The sequence below is a fragment of the Gordonia sp. SGD-V-85 genome (assembly GCF_001456905.1).
Classification (GTDB): domain Bacteria; phylum Actinomycetota; class Actinomycetes; order Mycobacteriales; family Mycobacteriaceae; genus Gordonia; species Gordonia hongkongensis.
Genome location: NZ_LNQO01000035.1, coordinates 1 through 23,229, shown reverse-complemented (window position 1 = coordinate 23,229; position 23,229 = coordinate 1). Strand labels below are relative to the sequence as shown.

Below are 23,229 nucleotides of genomic sequence, written 5' to 3'. Positions count from 1 at the left end.
GCCGCGACCGGGTGGCTGTTCAGCGCGGCCACCACCCGCGACATGCCCGAACTGGTGTGGATCGCTCTAGTCCTCACCGGCATGGCGGCGGCGTCCGCCCTGTTGATGTTGCACCGCCGCGGATGGCTCAGCGTCTCCGCCCCCACCGAAGCTCAACCCACCTCCACCCATTGATTACCCTAGGGGGGTAGGGTATAAAGGTGGTGTGGCGAGACGCCACAGCGGCAGGCCTCCTGAGGGTCGTCGGCACCACTGCTGTCAGTTTCAGAAGACGACTGCACTGTGTCAGAAGTGGACTGCACTAGAGGGTCGACTAAGTCGCCATAGCTTAAAGAGTGATGTCCACAATCTCGTTGACGAAGCCAGCAGCCGTCTCACCGACAAACGGAATCAGAGTGAGCGGCGTGAGCGAGTGCTACGGAATCCTCCGATAAGAGGGCGCGTTACCCCCCCCGGGGGGCGCGGTTCGGGTTTGTTCGATCTTCGAATAACTGAGCACGGGTTTCATACACCGTCACTATGGCTGGATGTGGATCGCGCATAGCGTCGCTTGACGTCCGAATCCACCGAACCGGCCTTGCCGTTTGGATAGGTGACGGGCCGCGTAGCAGAGGCAGCTGCGGTCGTTGTGGTCGCGCCCTCCGCTCAATCTGACGTGGGGTCGCCGCAGATGAAGGTCTCTTCGTGTTCGCGGGACAGCCGAGCGGCCCTTTCGGCATCGCCCGCACCGAGCGCTTCGAGTATTACTTGGTGCTGTTCCGTGCTGGCACCCATGTCGAATCCTGGTGCCAATACGAGTTGAGCGGTTCGACCTTCGATCGACAGATGCTCCCACGTCGACAGCAGTGTGCTGTTGCCGGAGGCCGCGACGATGAGCCGATGGAATGCCATAGCGTGCGCGACCCATGCTCGACCGTTCGCGGCGACGGCGGCGGAGCGCATACCGTCGACTTCATCGGCAATGCGGTCCACCGCCATGCCGCGACCGGCTGCAAGTCGTGCTGCTGTCTCTTCCAGTGCTGCGCGCACCACTGACACCTCATCGAGCTCGTCCTGGTCGACCCGTCTGACTCGGCACCCGCGGTGGGCTTCGAAGACCACCAGGCCCATTCCGGCCAACTGCCGAAGAGCTTCACGGACGGGACCTTGGCTCACGCCGAGCTCACGAGCGATCCGCGTCTCGATCAACCGATCTCCTGGCGAGTACGTGCCATCGGCTATTCGTTCCCACAGCAGATCTTTGATCTGTTCGGGCAGACCGGTCACCGTGACGCCCTGCCCTGTCTTTGACCGAGCATCCGTCGACTCCGAGGGGACTTTCACATGTACGATCATAAATGATCGATCATTTATGCTCCACCGATAATTGAGAGGAGCCACCGATGAGTATTCGATTGGGCGATACAGCTCCGGATTTCACCGCCGCTACAACCACAGGAACGATCTCCTTCCACGAATGGCTGGGAGAATCGTGGGGAATGCTGTTCTCCCACCCCGGTGACTTCACGCCCGTATGCACAACCGAACTCGGTGCGGCAGCGCGGCTGAAACCTGAGTTCGACCGACGTGGAGTCAAGCTACTCGGCCTTTCTGTGGACTCGGTGAATTCGCATCTGGCATGGGAAGGCGATGTCGGTCAAACGCAAGGCACAGCAGTGAATTTCCCGATGATCGCAGACACCGATCGCGCAGTCTCCGAGCTCTACGACATGATTCACCCGAGCGCCAGCGCGGCGGCCACCGTACGTTCGGTGTTCGTCATCGCCCCGGACAAGTCGATACAGCTGATCCTCACTTACCCGATGTCCACCGGCCGCAACTTCACGGAAATTCTGCGCGCGATCGACAGCTTGCAACTGACCTACGGTCAGCCAGTGGCTACGCCCGCCGACTGGCAGCCGGGTCAAGACGTGATCATCGGACTGGGCGTTTCCGACGACGAGGCAACAACACGGTTCCCTGGATATCGAACCTTGAAGCCTTATCTGCGGTTGACCGCGCAGCCCTGACCAGGGCACCCGTTCACACTGTTACCCCCCGGGGTACAGTGAAGTGACTCACAGCTTCGTCGACGCGTCGGGTTGTCCGACCCAGCGGTGGTCAACAGTGGAAAGGCGTGAATCAGTGAATTCGTCGGACTGGGATGCTCGGTACAGCAGCGTCGAGCATCCGTGGGGGTCGGCCCCGGCGGCGGCACTGTCTGCGCGGTTTGCGGAGCTGACCCCTGGTCGGGCGGTCGATTTGGGGTGCGGGGACGGGCGCCACGCTCGATGGTTGGGCGACGCGGGGTGGACAGTGCACGCTGTCGATTTTTCTTCTGTGGCAATCGAACTCGCACGCAGCGGCGGGGAGGACCGGTCGATCGACTACACCGTCGCCGACGTCCGGGCCTGGGAGCCACCCGGCCCGGTGGATCTGGTGGCCATCGGCTTCCTGCATCTACCGGTCGACGAGTTGGTTGCCGTCCTTGCCGGTGCAGGAAGCTGGCTCGCACCGGGTGGACGGCTGTTGTATCTCGGTCATGCGCTCGAGAACTTCACTCACGGAGTCGGAGGCCCACCCGATCCGTCGATCCTGCCCGCCATCGACGACCTCGCCCGCGCCGCGAGCGGATTGCAGGTCCACGAGCTGGAACATCTGGTCCGCCCTGTCGGCGAAGGTCGGGCCATCGATGTTCTTCTCCATGCACAGCCGTGGGGCACCGCAGCTCACCGTGATCTGAAGAACGGAGCCTTCACGTGACCGATCATCCGACTCCCCTGCGTGTGGTGTTCGCCGTCAACACCACACCCACCGCCGTGGTGCGGGCGATCCACAACCTTCTCGATGCTGCGACCGAGCTGGTGACGATCGAAGTCGTGTGCTTCGGACCGGGCCTCGATGCGGCCCTGCGGTGTTCGGATATCTCATTGGAGATGCGGGCGTTGATCGATTCGGCCTCCATCACGGTGAAAGCATGCCGTAACAGTCTGGAGGGCAGAGGGCTCGGTGACGACGATCTGCTGATGGGTGTCGAAGTGGTTCTCGCTGCAGTGCTCCATCTCGCTCGCCGTCAGCGAGATGGGTGGTCACAGCTCTACACCTGACATCACATCCCCGCTCCAGTGTCGTAGGCACACCGTCTCAGAGAGTTCGGTTCTCGCGTTCACCGAGCTCGGAGGACTCGGCTGCGGTGTCGCGGTCTCGACCACGGACGATGCGTACCGTCAGGACTGCGATGATCACCAGCACTGCGATCAGGAGCACTGCGGTGTTCGGTACCGCGTCGGCCACGTCGCTGATCCAGACCTGCAGCGAGTACTGACTGTCGACCCCCATGACGCCGCCGAGGTTCGCTGTGCCCTCCGTGAGCAGGAACAGCACTCCGATACCGATGAAAAGCACCCCCGATATCAGAGACGTCGTGTGCGTTTTCAGCGGTCCTATGCTGATTTCCTTGCCGCGCAGCCACGTTCGTGATCCGAGCGAGAATCGGTCCCAGACCAGCGCCAGCACGAACAGGGGTATCACCATCCCCGCTGCGTAGAGTGCCATGAGCACTCCGCCGTATACGGCCTGACCGCCGGCGACGGCAACGGTCAGGACCGCGCCGAGCAGGGGTCCCGAGCAGAACCCTGCGAGCCCGTAGACCGCGCCGAGGGCGAACACCGATCCGGTGGAGGAGACGTCGATGCGCGCGGCTGCTCTCTGAGCGGACCCCAGCGCGAAGCCGCGACCGACGATGATCATCACTCCGAGGGCGATGATGACCACGCCGCCGATCATCGTGGTGACCTCGCGATACCGGGTGATCGCCGAGCCGATGGCACCGACTCCGGCACCGAGGGGCACCAAGACCGCTGCCAGCCCGAGGTAGAAGATCCCGGTGCGGCCGGCGAGCTTGCCGGCCCCGTCGAAGGCGTACGCGAAGAAGGAAGGAAGTAGCAGGGCCGAGCATGGACTGAGAAGTGCCAGCAGCCCGCCGAGAAATGCTCCGAGAAGTCCGATCTGCGACATCGTGGGCCGCCCTACGCGCCGGCTGCGGTGTCGATCAGATCGACGAATTCCGAGAACGGTTGCGCGCCCAGAACCGGATCACCGTTGACCGAGAACGCTGGAGTGGCCGGGATACCCAGCGACTGCGCTTCGGTGGAGTCGGCGGTGATCGCGGCATCGAATGCGGTGCCGGTGGCGGCGGCGGTGAACCGAGCTAAGTCCGGTACCCCGGCTTGTTGCGCGTAGCTTTGCAGCGTCTCCAGTGTCAGGTCCGCGTGACCGGTCTCGGGTGCATCGGCGTAGACGGCGCGGGTGAACTCCCAGAACTTGCCCTGGGCGGCGGCGGCGCGTCCGGCCCGGGCCGCATCGAATGATTGTTGCCCGAAAATGGGTAGATCTCGCCATTCGATGCGCAGGGTGCCGGTATCGACGTATCGATCGATCAGCTGCGGCTCGGTTTCCCGGCTGAACTGGGCGCAGAACGGACACCGGAAATCCGAGAAGGCGATCATCACCACCGGGGCGTCGACGTCGCCGAGGGCCATCGGATCATCGGGCTCGCGGTGCGCCAGATCGCCGAGCGGTCCCATCACCGGCGGGCCGCTCACGCTGCTCGACCCGGCGTCCGGTGCCGCCTCCGACTGCTCGCCGTCACCTGTCGTTCCGAGCACGAGAGCTCCCACGAGCACGGCCGCCACCACCACGGCGATGGCCAGGAGCACGATGTCTCGTCGGCGAGTGGAGCGAGATGTCGAAGTCATGCAATACCTTTCGGCAGTCGGCAATACTGGCAGCGATACCCATCTGGGTATACACTCACAGTGTCACCCTACTCACACAACTACAACCCGTAGGAGATACTCGCTGATGACCGAGCCCGCCACGTCCGACCGCCTCGTCGTCGAAACCGCAGGCCGTTCCGATGACGAGGTGATCGCTCGGTACGGGCGTTGGGGGATACGGGCGGCACGCGGCACCGTCGCCGGTGCGGTCACGGTGTTGGTAGTGGGCATTCCCACCGACATCATCGACACGCCGGTCTTCGGCCGTGAGGTGCCGGTGCGGGCGTGGGAGCTTCCAGTTCTGCTGGCCACTGCCCTGTTGACCGCACTGTGGTTCGGGATCGACAAACCCGCGCGGGTCGAGCGGACCGGCACACCCGCCGCTCTCGGTGTCGTACTGACCTTCTTCGCCGTCGGGTGTCCGGTGTGCAACAAGCTGGTACTTCTCGCGCTCGGCACCTCGGGTGCACTGGGGTTGTGGGCACCGATACAACCCATCCTCGCCGGGGTGTCCCTGGCGATGCTGACGGCAGCGGTGATCGTCCGATGGCGCAAACGCGACTGCACCTCCGCGTCCTGCGCAGTATGACCGAGCACCTGCTCACCCGCGCACCGACCATCGCGTGACCGACACCCGAACCGATCGAAAGGAACCGAACGAACTATGACCGAATTGGCCATCGGTACCCGAGTGGACATGCCGTTCGAGGAAACTGTCGACGCAACCCGTGAGGCACTCGCCGAACAAGGGTTCGGAGTGCTCACCGAGATCGACATGCAGTCGACGTTGAAGAGCAAGATCGACGCCGACATCGAACGCTACGTCATTCTCGGCGCGTGCAATCCGCAGTTGGCGAAGGCTGCGATCGACACTGATCGGCAGGTGGGGTTGCTGCTGCCGTGCAACGTGGTGGTGCGAGCCGACGGCAGCAGCACCATCGTCGAAGCGATGAACCCCCAGGTGATGGTGGGGCTCTCGGATGCAGCGGGCCTGGCCGAGGTCGCCGACCGGGCCACAGCACTGCTGCAGAGCGCGATCATGGCACTCGGCGGAGACAGCACCACCACGTAGATGGGTGCGCACCGTATCGGCAGAGCGGCGGCGGCGATCGGGACCGTTGCACTGTGCGCCGTCGCGGTGGTGTCGGGATGCAGTTCCTCGCCTGCTCGAGAGGCCACGGGCACTGATCCGGCGGCGCACCCGTCGTCGCCGTCCGCGCCGCCCGCGGGCTTCGGAGACACGGCATTGTGGTCGATCCCGTTCTTGTCGCAGCCGAAGATCGTCAAGGACGGGTTCGTCGGAGTCGTCGACTCCTCGGACGCATCCGGTTCGCACCGGGTGCAGGTACTCGACGACACCGGCACACCACGGTTCGGCGTGGACGTACCCGCCGATCGCGACAAGTTCGCGGTGACCAGCACACACAACCGTGAGCTGTTGATCACCGAGGACATCGATGATCCCGGTTCGGGTGCACCGGCCACGATGACCGCCCGCGATACCCGCACCGGCGACCTCGTATGGGGTCCGGTCTCCACTGCAGGCTGCCTGACCGGGTCCGGGCTGCTGATCGACGCCGACTGCTCGCAGACAGCAAAGCCCGCGGCCGTGGCCGCCATCTCGGCAACCGACGGACACCGCACCGACCTGACGGGTGCGATCTCCGAATCCGGTGGATACGCGGTCACCGTCGACGGCGACACAGCGCGCATCGTGACCGCCGACACCGGCAACACCGCCTGGTCCACCGACACCCTCACCCCGCCCCCCGCAGCGATCCCCGGGACCGCACGATTCGTCGCCACCGCCGGCAATGCAGTGGTCGTGGCATGGACGATCCCGACCCGTCCCGAACCGATCCAGGCGGTCTATCGACTCTCCGATGCCGAGATCCGATGGATCAGCGGTAGCCGCAGTCCGATGGTGGTGACCGCCGACAGCAGTAGCGGGGCGACGATGATCACCACCGCAGACCTCACCGACGACGGCATCGCTGTCCTGTTCGAGCAATACGGCACCCGAGGTTTCACCGCCGATCAATTTCCCGGTGCCGACCGCTTCGCTCTGGTCGGCGGCGTCGTCTACGGCGCGTCGGACTCGGGGGTGACTGCCATCGATGCGACCTCCGGCCGCGTCACCGGTACATCACCGAGTGCCGCACCGACAGCAGTGACCTCGAACGGTGTCGCATTGGCCCAGAGCAGCGACGGGTACACCGCGTTCAAGGTGATCCCCCATTTCTGAGCTGCCCGCCCGCGCGCCCTGTTCAGGACGTCTTGGGTCGACCTCGAAGATCGACGGAGAACAGCGGGCCGAGCAGACACACGTTGATCACCCCGGTCAGAACGAAGACGCCGCCGATCACTCCCACCACGATGCCCCCGACACCGCCGAGTGCGACGGCGACCACGATCAGAGCGATTCCCACGACGATGCGCGGTGCGCGTCCGGCAGTACTGCGCATGAATTCGACGAACGACATGATGATTCCAGTTCTGTAGAGGGACTTTCACTGTTGGACGGGCGAGAACGCCGAAGTGGACCAATCCGCGGCTCCTCGCGCGAACAGCCCAGCCCCGACCTCGACAGCGCGGCATACGACGAGCGCTTCGCGCGCGATCTGATCGACCAGGGCACGACTCTTCGTCGCTTCGCAGCCGCGATAACACGATCACCGGCCGATACCGACGATCTGGTGCAGGACGTCCTCGAACGCGCGTGGCGCAACCGGAGAACGTTTCGATCCGAATCGGCGCTCTCGACGTGGCTGTATCGAATCGCGATCAATCGTGCCCGCGATGTGGCCGCACGCGCGGAGAATCAGCGCACCGAACCGTCGGGCACGGGCGACATCGATGGACCGATCAGCGACCTCGAGCATCCCGAGACGGTGGCGCAGGCGCTCAGCGATCGGTCCACGGTGCGAGCGGCGCTGGCGACGTTGACCGTCGAGGATCGAATGGTCCTGGCACTGCACGACGGCGAGGGCTGGACGGCGACACAGATCGGTGCGGTCGGCGCGCTCACCACCGCGGCGGTGTACAAGCGCATCCACCGCGCACGGGTGAAGCTGCTACGCGCCCTCGACAACGGTCCCGCACACCCGCGAAACGACTCCCAGGCGTGCCGGCGCACACTCGCCGCGGCATCGGACTACCTGGACGGGCGTCTCGATGTCGACGCCTCGGCCCGCATCGATACGCACCTGCGGCAGTGTCGCCGGTGCCCACCCATCGCACAGGCCCTGATCGGTATCAAGACCGCACTCGGCCTGCGGCCGTGGACCAGCGCGGTACCCGAACAGTTCGTCTGCGACCTCGCCCACTTGGGCGGACCCCGCCCACCGCGATGACCGATCATCCCCGACACCCAGAATCAGATACCCCATAGGGTATATTGGGAAGTGAATTATCGACCGAAGGAGAGACTCATGTGCAGGGCTGTCACGTGCAAGAAATGCGGAAAAACGACCTGGGCGGGATGTGGTCAACACGTCGATCAGGTGATGCGGGGCGTTCCGGCGTCCAATCGCTGCAAGGGGCACGACTCCGATCCGAAGTCACCGGGATTGTTCTCCCGCATGTTCTCCAAGAAGTAGATCGCGGTCCGCAGCCCTGATCCTGCCAGGGCTGCGACCCGAGTCACATTTCTTCGCGATCTCGGTTGTCGCGGTCCCGGTCTTCGTGGTCTCGCCTGTCGCGGCGTCGACCGGTCGGACCGTGCATGCGCAGGTCCGCATCGTAGTGAACGAACAGCCCCCACCCGATCAGGTGCAACACCACGACCACACTCGCCATCGCCGGCAAGCGGGGGCTCCGTCGCGGGACAATCGATGTCACGCAGGCACACTCACGTCGGCCACCGGCGCAGCCAGCCGTCCGGAGGGCAGTCGAGGGTAGTTGCGATCGACGTCTGCGACCCCGGATTTGCGCCGCCGCGGGGTGCGGGCGAGGTTGCTCGATCAGCAACGCCCGTTCCCGGAGGTATCGTCGCCGATGCTCGGACCGACCCCGACCAAGGTCAACGACCGACGATGATGAGGATCGACCCACACCGAGATAGTGGCACCGGTCACCAGTGCGCGGACGGTCGACCGTTCTGCACGCACATCGCACCGGTACGTTCCGGACCCGGGCACCGTCACTTCCAGTTCCACCCGTCGTGAATCGATGTCGATGCTCAGGACCACCGCCCACCCTTCGACGATGTCGTCCTCTCGCTCCGCCGCCGTGTCGCGGACCGGAGACACCGCTGCAGGATGCAGCGGTGTGCGGGCTGCGAACATCATCGCCGCCATCAGCAGCACCGCGAAGCCGGCCACCACGGCAGCGGTGACAGCGGTCGCCGACCCGGGTGAGAGTCGAGGGACGAGGAAGGTGAACACCAGTATCAGCGCGAGCACGTAGAACCCCATGGCGACCGCGATCGCGTACGACACTCGCCCCGGTACCAGGACAGCGGCACCTGTCGAGCGCAGTCTCCGCGTGCTCGTCACCGTCTGTCCTCTGGGGTCCCGCTGGCGGTGCCCTCTTCGACGCCGTCGGCGATGATTTCGGAGGGTGCCCGCACGTCGGCGGTGTGGCCCGTCAGCCCGACGTGGGCTTCGGTGCGCATGCGCTCGACCATGTGAGGGTAGTGCAGCTCGAACGCCGGCCGCTCGGAGCGAATCCGGGGTATTTCGGTGAAATTGTGGCGGGGCGGTGGGCAGGTGGTGGCCCATTCGAGAGAGTTGCCGTAGCCCCACGGATCGTCGACGGTGGCGACCTCGCCGTATCGGTAGGACTTGAACACGTTCCACACGAACGGCAGCGTGGACAGCCCGAGGATGAACGCTCCGATCGAGGAGATCAGGTTCAAGGTGGTGAATCCGTCGGAGGGCAGGTAGTCGGCGTATCGGCGCGGCATCCCTTCGTTGCCGAGCCAGTGCTGGACCAGGAACGTCATGTGGAACCCGACGAACGTCGTCCAGAAGTGCCACTTGCCGAGGCGTTCGTCGAGCATGCGTCCGGTGATCTTGGGAAACCAGAAGTACACCCCGGCGTAGGTGGCGAAGACGATGGTCCCGAACAGCACGTAGTGGAAGTGCGCCACCACGAAATAGGTGTCGGTGACGTGGAAATCGATCGGGGGGCTGGCCAGCAGCACACCGGTCAGTCCGCCGAACAGGAACGTGATCAGAAATCCGATGCTGAACAGCATCGGGGTTTCCAGGGTGACCTGTCCTCGCCACATGGTGCCGATCCAGTTGAACAACTTCACCCCGGTCGGCACGGCGATGAGGAAGGACATGAACGAAAAGAACGGCAGCAGAACAGCTCCGGTGGCGTACATGTGGTGCGCCCACACCGTGATCGAGAGCGCTGCGATGCCGAGGGTGGCGAAGATCAGACCCTTGTAGCCGAAGATGGGTTTGCGGCTGAAGACCGGAAAGATTTCGGAGACGATGCCGAAGAACGGGAGCGCGACGATGTAGACCTCGGGATGGCCGAAGAACCAGAACAGGTGCTGCCAGAGCACCGCTCCCCCGGTCGCCGGGTCGAACACGTGACCATCGAAGTGTCGATCGAAGGCCAGCCCGGCCAACGCGGCCGCGAAGGTCGGGAACGCCAGCAGTACCAGCACCGAGGTCACGAGCATGTTCCAGGTGAAGACCGGCATCCGGAACATAGTCATGCCGGGTGCGCGCAGGCACACCACGGTGGTGATGAAGTTGACCGCACCCAAGATCGTGCCCAAGCCGGACAGGATCAGGCCCAGTACCCACAGGTCGGCACCGACACCGGGGGAATGCAGTGCGCTCGTCAGCGGCGTATAGGCGGTCCACCCGAAGTCCGCGGCACCTCCCGGGGTGATGAACCCGGCGAGCACGATCAGCGATCCGAAGACATACAGCCAGTACGCGAACGCGTTGAGTCGCGGGAACGCGACGTCGGGTGCCCCGATCTGCAGCGGCAGAATGTAATTGGCGAATCCGTATGCGACAGGGACGGCGTAGAGCAGCAGCATGATCGTGCCGTGCATGGTGAAGAGCTGGTTGTACTGTTCGTTGGACAGGAACTGCAACCCCGGTACGGCGAGTTCGGTGCGCATGAGCAGCGCCATCAACCCGCCGATGAGGAAGAGCCCGAACGAGGTGACCAGATACATCTTGCCGATCGTCTTGTGATCGGTGGTGGTCACCAGCTGGAACAGCGTCGAGCCCTTCGGCTCGTGACGCATCGGATACGGCCTGGCCGCCTCAGGGCGGGGAATCAGTGCGGTCATCGACGATCTCCTCGATCCAGGTGTGCGATGCGCCGCATTTGCGTGCGCAGAAATAGGCTGTGATGCACAACGATGTGCGTTACAGGGCCATGGAGGCCTGGACGGTGACGTAGACGGCCACGGCGAGCAACAGGGCGGCGAAGCTACGGGTGAGTGTGGTGGCAGTGACTTTGTCGCTGATGACTTTTCCTGCGAACGAGCCTGCAATTGCCGCGAGGGTGAACGGTACGACAATCTCCCACGGGATGGCGGCACCCGTGCCGAGGCGTTCGATGAAGGCCCCCGCGCTGGTGATGGAGATGATCACCAGTGACGTTCCGACCGCGACGGGCATCGAGTAGCCCAGTGCCAGAACCAGAGCGGGGACGATGAGGAAGCCGCCACCCACTCCCAGAAAACCCGTGAGGAAGCCGACGACGAGCGCGGAGGCGACCAGCTTGACTACCTGCGACGCGGTGATCTTCACTTTTGCGGGCTTGGTGGCGACCGCGACGGCGCTCGGGCGTGTTCCCGGGGTCTCGGCCGGGTTCGGTGTCGGCAGGTCCGTATCGTGTCCGCGCCTGGTGCGGCGCAGCATCGCGCCGGCGGCGACGATCATCAGTGCCGCGAACGCGAGCAGCAAGATCTGCGGGTCGACCGATCGGTTGAGGATCGATCCACCGAAGGCGGTGACCGAGCCCAGGATTCCGAACACTGCCGCTGCCCGCCACCGAACGTGCAGTGCTCGCGCATGGCTGACGGCCGCGATGATCGAGGTGATTCCGACGATGATCAGCGAGGCGCTCGTTGCCGATTGCGGTTCGACCGCCAGGAGATACACCAGGGCAGGAACAGTCAGTATCGATCCCCCACCACCGAGTGCGCCGAGGGAGAGCCCGATGAGAATCCCTGCGGCGACTGCGATCGCGAGGGTGGCGATCATGTCAGATCACTGCGCCGGGGGTGCCGTCATCGCGGACCACAGGGCGGCCGTCTTCGTGCCACGCTTTCATTCCGCCCGACAGATTGTGCGCTGTGCGACCGGCATCAGTGAGGGCCGCGACAGCTTTGCTCGACCGAGCGCCCGAGCGGCACACCACGACCAATTTCTGATCAGGAGGGTAGGCAGCAGGATCGAGATCGCCGAGGCGTACATGGACGGCGTCCGGGGCGTGGCCGGCTGCCCATTCGTCGTCCTCGCGGACATCGATCAGGATGGCTCCTGATTCGGCGATCAGTGCGTGTGCGGCGGCCGGATCGGCTTCCGGTGGTGCTTCAGTCATGAACAACGCTCCTTGGATCAGTGGGTGCTTACAGGGCGTGCAGCGGCGTGGCCGGCACGAAGCGATAGCCCTCGCTCGGTGAGAACGTGGCCGAGACGGTGAACCGATCTCCTCGAATCACTGTGTGCCGCAACTCCACCGGCCGGGAATTCATGCAGCCCAAGCGGCGGATCGACAGCGCGGCGGTCTTCGAATCGAGTTCGAGTGCTGCCGCATCCTCCGGATCCGGGACGACGGCAGTGACGTCCTCGCGGCCACCGGTCAGGCGGATGCCGCAGCGTTTCTCGAGCTCGATGTACAGAGCCGTGTGAGTGAAGTCCGCATCCAGGAGGTCGCGTGCCAGATCCCCCGGCAACCAGGCATAGTCGAGCGCCAACGGCATGGTCCCTGCCATACGGATGCGCTCCAGGTAGAGCAGCGGAGCCTTGGGACCGACCTGCAAGGTAGCGGCCACCGCGGGGTCGGTCCGCAGTTCGAGTGCACGCACCACGCTGTGCTGAGCAACACCCGTGGCTTCCACAGCAGCGAAGAGACTGTAGAGCGCACCGAGTGGCTGCTCGATCACCGGCGGAGCCGCCAACCGAGAAGGCCGGCCACGCTCTGCAATCAGGATTCCTTCGTTCCGCAGGTGCCGCAGGGCCTCGCGGGTGGTGTGACGGCTGACGCCGTAGCTCGTCGTCAACGCATGCTCGCCCGGGAACTCGGAGCCGGCGAATTCGTCGTCACCGATTCGGCGGACCAGATCGGCATGCAGTTGCGCCCACAGCGGCATCGCACTGGAGCGGTCGAGCGCGGCACTGCGATCTGGTTCAACCATCAGAGGCCCTCCTGTCGATCTGTGTCGGAATCCGAATTCGAGCCGCCTGCTGCTGACCCTCGGGGCCACTGTACAACAAATGTACGTACATCCGTACGGACGGCGGTGATGCTCCCTACGCGTCGAAGCGATGTCGACCGAGGATCTCGGGGACCGCAGCTCCCCCGTCCCCCGACGGACCATCCGTCGGCGTCGTCGACACGCAACGAGACGACCCTCGCATCGAGAAAAGTTCTCGCCGAGCACGAACGAGCTCCTGGTGGAGATCGCGCCGAACCTGGCGAATCCGTCGGCGCAGCGACGCGGCATCACCTCGCTTCCCAGTCGGGTACCGGATCGGGAGTGTCGCCCCGGGGTCTGCTCTACCGCAGGTGGCAACGAGCCGACAGGGCGAGCACAGGACCGAACCGGCGGCGGACAGCACGACCGCCCCCGATTCGGGCGTGTTCGATCAGACTGTTTCGAGCTTGCGCTCGGCCCAGGCGGCGTAACTGCCCTCGAGTTCGACAACTCGGTAGCCGGCGCGGCGCAGGGCGCTGGCTGCGACCGCGTTACGGACGCCACTCTGGCAATAGGTCACGATCGGTCCGCCCGTGGGCAGTCCGTCGAGGTTCCACAGCAATCGGCCGCCGCTGAGCTGTTCGGAGCCAGGTATGTGGCCGTCGGCGTGTTCGGTTTTGTTGCGCACGTCCAGCACCATTGCCGAGTCGAACGAATCCAGCTCGTCCGCACCGATTGTCTCGGGTGTCGTCATGGGGAGTCCTCGTAGACTTGTGACGTACCCGGTCACCGTATCGATGCCGACCCGCAGCAGGTGATCACGGAGCTCGTCGGCGACAGTGCGGTCCTCGGCGAGCACCACCAGTGGAGTGTCCTCTCGCTCGGGGTCGTAGACCCAGGCACCGAACGAGGCTGCCTTGCCGATGCCGGGGATGTTGAGCGCTCCGGGGACAGCGCCGCCGTGCACCTCATCGTGGCCGCGGGTGTCGAGGAGGACGACCTCGTCGGAGTCGAGAGCGCGTGCCAAGTCTGCGGAGTCGTACTCGTGCAGCGGAGAGAGTGGCCCGAGAACGACCGGGCCCTGCTTGTTCTGACGCTTCATCCGGCCGAAATAGGCGTGTGCATCCGGTTGGCCGTCGAGCATCTCATCGACGAAGCCCTGCTCGTCGTCGCGCTCGACATACCCGGCCCACCAAGCGAAACGGCGTTCGTAGCCGACGCTGGTCGACGGGAGCGCGCCGAGAGCTTTTCCGCAGGCACTGCCCGAACCGTGACCCGGAAAGACCTGGATATGGTCCGGCTGCGTGACAAACGATCGCTTCAGGCTGCGGAAGATCTGTTTGGCACCCTCGAACCGGGTGTCGACACCGTCTGCAGCTTCGTCGAGTAGGTCCGGTCGGCCGAGATCGCCGGCAAAGACGAAGTCGCCCGTCAACATGTATCCCGGAGCATCGGCGAAGGCACCGTCGGTCACCAGGAACGAGAGGTGCTCCGGGGTATGACCGGGCGTGTGAACGGCTTGCACGGTGATGTTACCCAGAGCCAGCGTGTCACCATCGTGGAGGCGTTCGGCCTCGAAGCCGTACTGCCAGTCGTCGCCGCCCTCTCCTGAGACGTAGGTGACCGCCCCGGTGGCCTCGGCTAGCTCGCGAGTGCCGGACAGGTAGTCGGCATGGATGTGGGTCTCGGTCACGGCGGTGATGGTCATGCCATGCCGAGCGGCCAGGTCCAGATACACACCGATGTCGCGGCGGGCGTCGACCACCACTGCCTCCCCCTTGGCCTGACAGCCGATGAAGTATCCGGCTTGGGCGAGGTCTTCGTCGTAGATGCGTTCGAGAAGCATCGAAATCTCCTTGTCGATCGTGGCGGCGTTCGTACAGGTGTCAAGATTCATGGTACCCCGTGGGGTATTTTCAAGAGGTCCTGTGCGGCGAGGCGCACGCTCCCGATCTCACGGGGTGGAGGTGGATTGGGTCGGCATACCAACGAACACCCAGGGGCGTGGGAACCGGCCGATCCAGCGAGGCGCGACGACTCACAGCGGCACCGCAGCGGTTGCCGACCATCACGTCCTCCTCAGTCGTCCGGCACTCGCCGACTCGGGATGGACGAGGAAACTTCATTCGTCCCGAGTGTGGCGTTTGCCGGAATCGGCGACTAGCCTCATCCATAATGTACGTACATCCGGACGATCAATCAAGGAGAGGGCAACGTACACCTCGGCACGTGTCCTTGCACCACCTGCTCGAACGCCGGAATGACCTTCCAGCACGACTGCTGTGGATGCAGTGCACCTGGCCTCAGTGACCACCAATGTCGTGACCACTCAGCTCGCGCCACACCGACGTCGAGCTGAACCACCCCGGCACCAACCGAAATCGAGACAGCTCACCGAGCTCGTGTCTCGAACAGGAGGACCACATGTCCGCGCACACCATCGACCACAAAGTCGCGATCATCGGCGGAGGCAACGCCGGTATTTCGCTCGCGGCACGTCTGCGGCGAGCAGGAATGACCGACATCGGCATCATCGAGCCGGCAGAGACCCACTATTACCAACCTTTGTGGACGCTCGTCGGTGGAGGCCGCGCCCCGGCCGCGGAAAGTGCGCGTAGCGAGGCGTCGGTGATGCCCCAGGGCGTCGGCTGGATCAAGGATCGCGCCGAGGGGGTCGACCCGGATGCCCAGACGGTCAGCACCTCCTCGGGAACTACGATCCATTACGACCACCTGGTGGTGTGCCCCGGCATCCAGCTCGACTGGGATTCGGTGCCCGGCATGGCCGAATCGATCGACACCCCGCAGGTCTCGAGCAACTACCGCTACGATCTCGCGCCCAAGACGTGGCAGATGATTCAGAAGATGCGGTCGGGCACCGCAGTGTTCACGATGCCGTCCGGCCCCATCAAATGCGCGGGTGCCCCGCAGAAGATCGCGTACCTCGCGGCCGACTACTGGCGAGAGCAGGGCGTGCTCGACGCCATCCGAGTTGTCCTCGTCCTGCCCACACCCGGAATGTTCGGGGTACCGGTGTTCGCCGAGGAGCTCGAACGAGTCGTGGCGCGCTACGGCATCGAGGTGCGCAAGAACAGCGAAGTCACCGCCGTCGACCCGGACGGCCGATCGGTGACGATCACTGATAACAGCGCAGGTACCACCGACGAGCTACCCTACGACCTGCTCCACGTCGTACCGCGCCAATCCGCACCGGACTGGATCAAGGCCAGCCCCATAGCGGACCCCGAGAATCCAGCCGGATACGTCCAGATCGACAAGAACACACTGCGACACAACAGGTTCGACAACATCTTCGCCCTCGGTGACGCCGGATCGTCACCGAACTCCAAGACCGGTGCCGCCATCCGCAAGCAAGCACCCGTGGTTGCCGAGAACCTGCAGGCGAGCATCGCCGGCCGTCCACTGACCGCACAGTACGGCGGGTACGCCTCCTGCCCCTTGACCACCTCTCGCAAGACGATGCTTCTGGCCGAGTTCGACTACACGATGCAGCCGGCTCCCTCGATACCGCTGATCGACACCACCCGCGAACGCCGCGACATGTGGTTCCTCAAGAGACGCGGACTGCCGGCGTTGTATTGGAATGCCATTCTCACCGGCCGAGCGTGAACGGTCGACCGCCGCACAGTTACGACCGCGAGGGCGACCTGAGCCACTACCGGTCGGTGTTCGAGGCCATCGAACGACGCGTGATACCGGAGGTGGTGATCACCCGGCTCACCCCGTATCTGTTCGTTCTGGTGTCGGCGGCCGTGCTCGGAATGGCGCTTCCGCACACCGGCGGCGCACACGGGTACGACGTTCTTCTGCGCACCGAAAGCGCCGACGCGGAGTCAGCGGGCGTGTTGGCGACGCTGTTCACCGCATTCACTCTCACGTTCACCGTCGTAGCGGCCTCGATCGCGCGACTGGTTCGGCGGTTTCGGTGGGCTGCTCTGGCTTTGGCGGGCAACGGTGTCACCACGGTGTTCGGTGTGCTTGCGATCTGGGCGCGTCAGTCACTGGCACCGACCGCGACGGTGGCAGGTCCATCGATCGGACTGTATCTGGGTGCGGTGGCCGCGTTGCTCTCCACTGTTCTCTGGGCACGTGTGGTGTTCACCCGCCCGGACGAGCAGCCCGGTCCAGCGCGCAGGAGCTGACACGTCGCGGGCCCGATCACCCCACCTCGAACCGAATACCCTGCCTCGCTCCGATCACCCCCGTGCATCGATGCGGGGGTGATCGGACCGTTGTCAGGCGAGGGCGAGAAACAGCTTCTCGAGCTCGGCCTCGGTCATCTTCTCGCCCGTCTCCGCGCCCGTGATGCACTCACGGAGTCCGGTGGCCACGATCTTGAAGCCCGCCCGATCGAGAGCCTTCGATACCGCGGCCAGCTGGGTGACGACATCCTTGCAGTCCCGACCGCTCTCGATCATGGCAATCACTCCTGCAAGCTGACCCTGCGCACGCCGCAGACGGTTCAATACCAATGCGATGCTTTCGGTGTCACCGGTCATGTCGTTCAGTCCTTCGTTCGATGAAACTCCAGTTTACCCCTAGGGGTAAGAGTGGTCGTGGTGGCCGACACCGGACGGTATCGGCCACCACTGTGTTGCTCGAGATTGCTGACACTCAGCTGTGCGAGAAGCCGATCTTGGGTAGTACTGCTCGTAACCACGTGGGTGACCACCATGCGGCGTGGCCGGTCAACCGCAACAACACCGGCAGCAGAACCAGGCGGATGAGTATCGCGTCCAGCAGTACGGCGACGCCGAGGATGATTCCCATCTCCTTGGGTGGCAGTGGTTCGGCGAGCGCGAACGAGAAGAACACCGCGATCATCACCGCGGCAGCCGCGAAGATAACCCGACCCGAATGCGCCATTCCGTCGACCTGAGAACCGTGCGGATCACCGGTGTTCTCGTAGTGTTCCTTGACGCTCGACAGCAGAAACACCGTGTAGTCCATCGCGATTGCGAAGATCATCGCGAAGAAGAACACCGGTCCCCAGCCGTTCAGGAATCCTTGCGGGGTGAATCCGAGTAGCGACGAGCCGTGACCGTCCTGGAAGATCAGCTTCGCCACACCGAAGGCCGCTCCGGTGGACAGCAGGCTGACCACGGTCCCCAGCAGGGCGATCAGCGGTGCCTGCAGTGCGATCAGCAGCAGCAGGAATCCGAGTACGAGGATCACCGACACCACGATCGGCAGATACTCGTTCAACGCGGTCTGCAGGTCCAGGTTCTCCGCGGGTGCACCGCCGACGATCGCTCCCTCGGGCAGCTCGGCACGCAACGCGTCGAGTGTGGTCTCGAGTGCGGGGTCCGACGGGTCCACGTTCGGGATGGCCTGCAGCATGACGAAGTCGGATCCGTCCATGGCGGGCATGGGCGGCGTCACCATCGATACGCCGTCGACGCTCGCTGCGATCTGTGCGGTCTGCTCCGCCTCCGATGTGGGGGCGATGATCTGCAGCATTCCTGGTGCACCTTCACCCATCTGCGCCTGCACCAGTTCGTAGCCCTGCCGGACCGGAGCGTCCTCGGGCACAACCGAAATGGACGGCATGGCGACCTTCAGGCCCAGTGCCGGAATCGACAGCGCCACCAGAATCAACAGCGAGCCGATGGCGAACGGCCACGGATGCTTGTGCAGCAGCTGACCCCAGGACGCGAATTTCGGCGAACGGTGCACCTGTCGCTTCGCGTACGGGAGGGACCCGGCATTGACCTTGGCTCCGAGTTTGCCCAGAACTGCGGGGAGCAGTGTGAGGGTGGCCGCGAGGACGAACACCACCGCGAGCATGATGCCCACCGCCATCGTGCGCACAGCAGGTGCCGGTACCAGAAGCACGGCAGACAAGCTGATCAGCACGGTCAGACCGGACAGCAGGACTGCTTTGCCTGCCGTGTCCATCGTTTCTGCCACTGCACGCTGCGGGTCGATCCGTCCGGCGTCGATGGTCTTACGGAGCGCATCCCGGAATCGAACGACGAGGAAGAGCGCGTAGTCGATACCGAGCGCCAGCGCGAACATCATCGCAAAGTTCATGGCCCACACCGAGATCGGCGTGATTTCGTTCAGCAGAACCAAGCCACCCGCAGATGCCACCAGACCGGCCAGCGTCAACAGCAGGGGCAGACCTGCCGCGACGAGCGATCCGAACGCAAGCACCATGATCGCCAATGTGACCGGCCAGGAGATGATTTCGGCCTTGATCATCGCGTCGTGGTTGGCCTTGTTGAAGTCACTCCACAGCGCCGATGCTCCGGTCGGGTAGACCTCGATCGAGTCCGTGGAGGCTGCGGTCAAGTCACCCTTGAGATCGTCGACGGCCTTCACCATCTCGTCGGTCGTCCCGTTCGCTCCACCGATGAGGATTCCGGTGTGCCCGTCGGGGCTGATCGACATCCCCGGTTGCGGGGGGATCACCTCGGAAATCCGCGAGTCAGCGGCCAGAATGTCGGTGACCTCGGAAATGACAGCCGCAACAGCGGGATCCGTCACCTGCTCGGTGTCCGAGTGCACCACAACCTGTATCGCGGCAGAAGAGTTCCCGCCGAAGTGCTCCTGTGCGAGTTCGCGAACCTGGACCGACTCCGATCCATTGGCCTGCCAACCGGCACCGGCGAGAGAGCCGAACACCGACGGGGCAAACGCTCCCAATCCGATGATCACCACGAGCCACGCGGTCACCACCCACTTGAAATTGCCTGCCATGCGCGCACCGAAGCGCGCCAACGGCCCCCCGGTGATCCCTGGCGGCGAGCTGTCTGCAGAACTCTCGTCGGTTCGAACGTCCGTAGAACTCACATCATGTCCTTACTGGTCGGGATGATGGAGAAACCGTAACACAGTACCCCCAGGGGTATGGTGATACCATTCCTTCTACCCCCTAGGGTATGCACGAACGACCGCACCACACGCAGAGAAGCGAGGCTCTACCGCATGTCATGCACCGACACTCTCACCGGCCCCGGCGGACCGAGTATCGAACGCGCAGTCCCCGCGCTGGCGGGCACCATGATCCTCGCCAGCCTCGCCGCCGGTTCCCTTCACGACCGCCGCTGGCATGCCCTGACAGCATTCGTCGGCGGGAATCTGCTGCTGTACTCGGCAGTCGGATGGTGCCCGGCCAGCTTGGCAATGCGGCGGCTGGGGATGCGCCAGAGCACAATGACGCCGACCCGGTGAACCGCGACAGGACCCGCCCTACGCCGTGGCAGTGGGTCAGCTACGCCTTCGGCCGCACTCTTCCCTCGACCATGACGGACTGGGTGGCCAACGATCTGACGGGTGATCACGCCGTCGTTCGGCACCTGATTCGCGGCCAGGTTCCGTTTCTTCCCATCTACGCCGTGTTCATGTTCTTTCCGGGTGAGCTGTGGCTGCGTGGTTCCATGGTGCTTCTCGCGGTCCTGCTCTCGGTGTTCTTCACCGCCTCGTACATGGAAGAGAATCGGCAACGCCGCCTCGTACGGCACATGCTGCCGCGCGATCTGACGAACTCCCGCAAAGCGCAGGAATCGGAACTGGTCAAGAAGCGTTATCTCGCGGCGCACCCCGAGCCCGGGGCCTCACGCACCGCCGCGGCACCCATCGCTCCCGGCCGAGAGCACTGAGCGATGGTCGTCGATCCAACGCACCGTCTCGCCCGGTGGCAGCGATTCTGGGACAAGCAAGCGGCCGGTTACGACAAACACATGACCTTTCTCGACCGAGTCCTCTTCCGCGACACCAGGTCCTGGATCTGCAGTCGCGCCCGAGGCAAGGTTCTCGAGGTCGCAGTGGGAACTGGACTCAATCTCGAGCACTACCCGGCAGGGACGTCGTTGACCGGAATCGAGCTGAGCCCGGACATGCTCGCGCAGGCGCATACTCGGGCCGCCGGCGTCAGACCCGACGCTCGCCTAGCTCTCGGGGACGCTCACGCTCTGGATTTTCCCGATGCATCTTTCGACACCGTGGTGTGCACGTTCTCGCTCTGCGCCATCCCCTCCACGGACATCGCGCTCGCGGAAATGTCGCGAGTGCTGCGTCCAGGTGGAACGTTGCTCCTCGCCGATCACGTCGCCTCGTCGATCCGGCCGGTTCGATGGATCCGCTCCGCGTCGTCGAGTGCGGTGAGCGGTCGAACCGACTCCCGCAGGTGCCCCACATCCTCGATGGACGACTCGGTGGGTTCGTCGCTGCTTCCTGTCGATGCGGTCATCGCCTCACCATTCCTCGATGTCGCTGAAGACAGGCGTTGCGGTGCCGCCGTCCGCTCGAGGCTCCACCGGCGGGTGGATCGCCGGGATCGGTGCACACGCGGCGTCGCCGGTGAGATGCGTGCGGCGGGCACGGTTGCGCCGGGCTTTGCGGGTGGCTTTCTGCGAGCGGTCGGTGACCTCGCGCATCTGCTCGATCATCGAAAACAGTGCGCTCTCATCGACGTTCGACCGACCTTGTTCGCGGAGACGGGCGATAGCAGCTCTGTGCTCCCACAGTGTCACCGCGGGATGTGACATCGTCCGGTACGGCACCTCGACATAGCCGGCACCGTCTGGTTCGAGGACCCAGATTCTGCTCAAATCGCGTGGGTCACGTCGTATCACGAACCGCCCCAGGTCCTCTCGCCGCGCAACCCACGGTTTGAGCGCGTTCGAGAAGTAGTGCACGTGATCGAGAACGAAGCCCGTGCGCGTCAGACGTCGCCGGATGACGGGAAGAAAGTCCACCAGGAACGCGGTTTCGCCGAGCACCACACGAGGGGCGTGACCAACTGCGGCGACCTCGCCGGCCCACACGGCGGCCGGAGTGTTCCCGATCCCTGTGTGAACGCTCACGTGATACGCGGCTATGGCCAGGACCAGCCAGCGCTCCAACTCACGCAATGTCAACGCCGCGTGCTTGTCCGAGTCGTAACTTCCTCGGTCCGCTGGGTTCGAGAAGGTGGTCCCAGGCAGCTCGTGCACCGCCGTCATCGCCGTTCCGATGATGCGTTCGACGATCCCGCCGTAGTGCGGTCGGCCCGGAGGACGGTATTCGAGTGTGATGGCGTGCTGGGCGCATCCGCGGCGCAGCGCTTCGCTTTTGAACTCGGAGGCGTTGTCGAGATACAACTGTTTCGGCTTCCCTGCCATCGGCCACTGCACCTGCTCCGCGAGCTTGCACGCCTCCAGCCATGTCTGCTTCTCGCAGCAGACGCGTTCCAGGCACAACCCGACCGATATCGACGACGGCGGCTCCAGAGTGACGACGAACCCGAGTACGGAACGGCTGAAGACATCAATGGCGATCGTCAGGTAGGGGCGGCCGATCGGTTGCCGCTCGTACTCGTCAACGACCATCAGATCAACGACGGTGTGGTCGATCTGGACCTGATCGAGAATCCCGGAAACCGTCGGTGGACTGTCGCCGGCGGACTGACGTGGGCGGGCGGCATCGGGTCCTCCACGTGACCTGGCCACCGATGCCGGATGGAGCGCGGCGATACGCGCGGTGACGGTATTTCTGGCCGGCACTGGCAGACCCGCGCGGTGGCACGCCAGTGCTATACGTCGGTGCAGCGCAGCGACACTCAGCTTCTGGCGGTGAAGAAAATAGCGGGTAAGATGATCGCCGATCACTTCCTCGACCTCAGCCGTCACTCGGCTGCGGCCACGCCCTCCCGACGAGACCTTCGTCAGAAGATCGGTGACTGTCCCCGTCCCGTTCCTGAGCCTGCCGACCAACGTGTAGACCTGCCGCCTGGACAATCCCAACCGTTGCGCGGCATCGTCGACCGCTTCCGAACGCACCGGATGCATCTCCAGCAAGGGAGCCAGGACAGCGAAACGGGCCTCAGCCTGAGACCACCGCTCCCCCGACGCTGTCAGCACACCGGTCTCCACGACGTCGAGCTTGTCGGGGTCCATCACAAGCCTCCCTGTCACCGAGAGCCGAGCGTGCGACCGTGCACCGCACTTCTGACATCAGAATGTCAGAAGACACGTGCACTCACCCTCGAAACGCCTGCAACGAGTGCAGCCGTCTTCTGAAGTTGACAACTGCTGTACCGAAAGGGCACATCTCATGAGCACATCGACAGTGATCGTCTCCGGAATGACGTGTGGGCACTGCGCGGCGTCGGTGCGTGAAGAA

At 64.3% G+C, this 23,229-nt stretch carries 25 protein-coding genes and 1 pseudogene; 12 read left to right on the top strand and 14 right to left on the bottom strand.

The window, feature by feature from the left end:
* Nucleotides 1-645: 645 nt before the first annotated feature.
* The gene (locus AS181_RS23635; RefSeq protein ID WP_175404390.1) at nt 646-1,266 is read right to left on the bottom strand and encodes a GntR family transcriptional regulator; all 621 of its coding nucleotides are present in this window, start codon (nt 1,264-1,266) and stop codon (nt 646-648) included.
* A gap of 116 nt (nt 1,267-1,382) precedes the next feature.
* On the opposite strand from AS181_RS23635, the gene AS181_RS23630 reads away from it, so the two are divergent.
* The 3 genes from AS181_RS23630 to AS181_RS23620 are packed head-to-tail and all read left to right on the top strand — an operon-like array spanning nt 1,383 to nt 3,086.
* Nucleotides 1,383-2,009, top strand: coding sequence for a peroxiredoxin (locus AS181_RS23630; RefSeq protein ID WP_058253881.1), 627 nt, complete (start codon nt 1,383-1,385; stop codon nt 2,007-2,009).
* A 43-nt stretch (nt 2,010-2,052) separates the two neighbouring features.
* Entirely contained in the window at nt 2,053-2,742 is a 690-nt protein-coding gene (locus AS181_RS23625) for a class I SAM-dependent methyltransferase (protein WP_307814812.1), read from the top strand.
* Nucleotides 2,739-3,086 (top strand): DsrE family protein, encoded by a 348-nt coding sequence (locus AS181_RS23620; RefSeq protein WP_058253879.1) that lies wholly within the window; start codon nt 2,739-2,741, stop codon nt 3,084-3,086. Before AS181_RS23625 ends, AS181_RS23620 begins: the two co-directional genes overlap by 4 nt.
* 37 nt (nt 3,087-3,123) lie before the next feature.
* Here the strand turns inward: AS181_RS23620 and AS181_RS23615 are convergent, their stop codons facing one another.
* On the bottom strand, nt 3,124-3,996 hold the full coding sequence (locus AS181_RS23615; RefSeq protein WP_058253878.1) for a cytochrome c biogenesis CcdA family protein: 873 nt from the start codon (nt 3,994-3,996) through the stop codon (nt 3,124-3,126).
* Nucleotides 3,997-4,007: 11 nt separating this feature from the next.
* Nucleotides 4,008-4,736, bottom strand: a complete 729-nt coding sequence (locus AS181_RS23610) for a DsbA family protein (RefSeq protein ID WP_058253877.1) — start codon at nt 4,734-4,736, stop codon at nt 4,008-4,010.
* Nucleotides 4,737-4,842: 106 nt separating this feature from the next.
* Between AS181_RS23610 and AS181_RS23605 the strand changes: the two genes are divergently transcribed.
* The 3 genes from AS181_RS23605 to AS181_RS23595 all read left to right on the top strand — a co-directional run bounded on the left by AS181_RS23605 (nt 4,843) and on the right by AS181_RS23595 (nt 7,002).
* Nucleotides 4,843-5,346, top strand: a complete 504-nt coding sequence (locus AS181_RS23605) for a hypothetical protein (RefSeq protein ID WP_058253876.1) — start codon at nt 4,843-4,845, stop codon at nt 5,344-5,346.
* A 75-nt stretch (nt 5,347-5,421) separates the two neighbouring features.
* The gene (locus AS181_RS23600; protein ID WP_058253875.1) at nt 5,422-5,829 is read left to right on the top strand and encodes a DUF302 domain-containing protein; all 408 of its coding nucleotides are present in this window, start codon (nt 5,422-5,424) and stop codon (nt 5,827-5,829) included.
* Nucleotides 5,830-7,002 carry a hypothetical protein gene (locus AS181_RS23595; RefSeq protein WP_058253874.1) on the top strand — a complete coding sequence of 391 codons (1,173 nt, stop codon included), beginning with the start codon at nt 5,830-5,832 and terminating at the stop codon, nt 7,000-7,002.
* Nucleotides 7,003-7,024: 22 nt separating this feature from the next.
* On the opposite strand, the gene AS181_RS23590 is transcribed toward AS181_RS23595, so the two are convergent.
* Nucleotides 7,025-7,240 carry a YgaP-like transmembrane domain gene (locus AS181_RS23590; RefSeq protein WP_058253873.1) on the bottom strand — a complete coding sequence of 72 codons (216 nt, stop codon included), beginning with the start codon at nt 7,238-7,240 and terminating at the stop codon, nt 7,025-7,027.
* Nucleotides 7,241-7,273: 33 nt separating this feature from the next.
* Between AS181_RS23590 and AS181_RS23585 the strand changes: the two genes are divergently transcribed.
* Nucleotides 7,274-8,110 (top strand): sigma-70 family RNA polymerase sigma factor, encoded by an 837-nt coding sequence (locus AS181_RS23585; protein ID WP_231742693.1) that lies wholly within the window; start codon nt 7,274-7,276, stop codon nt 8,108-8,110.
* Between the two features lie 609 nt (nt 8,111-8,719).
* On the opposite strand, the gene AS181_RS23580 is transcribed toward AS181_RS23585, so the two are convergent.
* The 6 genes from AS181_RS23580 to AS181_RS23555 all read right to left on the bottom strand — a co-directional run bounded on the left by AS181_RS23580 (nt 8,720) and on the right by AS181_RS23555 (nt 14,947).
* Nucleotides 8,720-9,253, bottom strand: coding sequence for a hypothetical protein (locus AS181_RS23580; RefSeq protein WP_058253872.1), 534 nt, complete (start codon nt 9,251-9,253; stop codon nt 8,720-8,722).
* On the bottom strand, nt 9,250-11,022 hold the full coding sequence (gene ctaD / locus AS181_RS23575; protein WP_058253871.1) for an aa3-type cytochrome oxidase subunit I: 1,773 nt from the start codon (nt 11,020-11,022) through the stop codon (nt 9,250-9,252). Before ctaD ends, AS181_RS23580 begins: the two co-directional genes overlap by 4 nt.
* 79 nt (nt 11,023-11,101) lie before the next feature.
* Nucleotides 11,102-11,944, bottom strand: coding sequence for a sulfite exporter TauE/SafE family protein (locus tag AS181_RS23570; protein WP_058253870.1), 843 nt, complete (start codon nt 11,942-11,944; stop codon nt 11,102-11,104).
* Nucleotide 11,945: 1 nt separating this feature from the next.
* Nucleotides 11,946-12,284: a rhodanese-like domain-containing protein gene (locus tag AS181_RS24790; RefSeq protein WP_082653028.1), complete on the bottom strand. Its 339-nt coding sequence runs from the start codon at nt 12,282-12,284 to the stop codon at nt 11,946-11,948.
* Nucleotides 12,285-12,312: 28 nt separating this feature from the next.
* Nucleotides 12,313-13,056, bottom strand: coding sequence for a GntR family transcriptional regulator (locus AS181_RS23560; protein WP_231742692.1), 744 nt, complete (start codon nt 13,054-13,056; stop codon nt 12,313-12,315).
* A 496-nt stretch (nt 13,057-13,552) separates the two neighbouring features.
* Complete coding sequence (locus tag AS181_RS23555) at nt 13,553-14,947, bottom strand: MBL fold metallo-hydrolase (protein WP_058253883.1); 1,395 nt, start codon at nt 14,945-14,947, stop codon at nt 13,553-13,555.
* 578 nt (nt 14,948-15,525) lie between these two features.
* On the opposite strand from AS181_RS23555, the gene AS181_RS23550 reads away from it, so the two are divergent.
* A complete protein-coding gene (locus AS181_RS23550; RefSeq protein ID WP_058253867.1) occupies nt 15,526-16,731 on the top strand; it encodes an NAD(P)/FAD-dependent oxidoreductase in 1,206 nt (401 codons plus the stop codon).
* Nucleotides 16,728-17,264, top strand: a complete 537-nt coding sequence (locus tag AS181_RS23545) for an Rv2732c family membrane protein (protein WP_058253866.1) — start codon at nt 16,728-16,730, stop codon at nt 17,262-17,264. Before AS181_RS23550 ends, AS181_RS23545 begins: the two co-directional genes overlap by 4 nt.
* Nucleotides 17,265-17,357: 93 nt before the next feature.
* Here the strand turns inward: AS181_RS23545 and AS181_RS23540 are convergent, their stop codons facing one another.
* Together AS181_RS23540 and AS181_RS23535 are read right to left on the bottom strand one after the other, a co-directional pair.
* Complete coding sequence (locus tag AS181_RS23540; protein ID WP_058253865.1) at nt 17,358-17,621, bottom strand: metal-sensitive transcriptional regulator; 264 nt, start codon at nt 17,619-17,621, stop codon at nt 17,358-17,360.
* A 115-nt stretch (nt 17,622-17,736) separates the two neighbouring features.
* Nucleotides 17,737-19,824 carry an MMPL family transporter gene (locus AS181_RS23535; protein ID WP_058253864.1) on the bottom strand — a complete coding sequence of 696 codons (2,088 nt, stop codon included), beginning with the start codon at nt 19,822-19,824 and terminating at the stop codon, nt 17,737-17,739.
* A 150-nt stretch (nt 19,825-19,974) separates the two neighbouring features.
* On the opposite strand from AS181_RS23535, the gene AS181_RS23530 reads away from it, so the two are divergent.
* From AS181_RS23530 to AS181_RS24785, 3 genes and pseudogenes are all read left to right on the top strand, one after another.
* On the top strand, nt 19,975-20,298 hold the full coding sequence (locus tag AS181_RS23530) for a YgaP family membrane protein (RefSeq protein ID WP_374100852.1): 324 nt from the start codon (nt 19,975-19,977) through the stop codon (nt 20,296-20,298).
* Nucleotides 20,229-20,726, top strand: a complete 498-nt coding sequence (locus AS181_RS23525) for a DUF5313 family protein (protein WP_231742688.1) — start codon at nt 20,229-20,231, stop codon at nt 20,724-20,726. The genes AS181_RS23530 and AS181_RS23525 overlap by 70 nt, the downstream gene beginning before the upstream one ends.
* Nucleotides 20,727-20,729: 3 nt before the next feature.
* A pseudogene (locus AS181_RS24785) lies at nt 20,730-21,155 on the top strand (class I SAM-dependent methyltransferase); the annotation flags it as partial.
* Between the two features lie 14 nt (nt 21,156-21,169).
* On the opposite strand, the gene AS181_RS25055 reads toward AS181_RS24785, so the two are convergent.
* Both AS181_RS25055 and AS181_RS23520 read right to left on the bottom strand, forming a co-directional pair.
* Entirely contained in the window at nt 21,170-21,316 is a 147-nt protein-coding gene (locus AS181_RS25055) for a hypothetical protein (RefSeq protein WP_175404389.1), read from the bottom strand.
* A gap of 4 nt (nt 21,317-21,320) precedes the next feature.
* Nucleotides 21,321-23,003 (bottom strand): Mu transposase C-terminal domain-containing protein, encoded by a 1,683-nt coding sequence (locus AS181_RS23520; RefSeq protein ID WP_058253861.1) that lies wholly within the window; start codon nt 23,001-23,003, stop codon nt 21,321-21,323.
* Nucleotides 23,004-23,229: the final 226 nt, after the last annotated feature.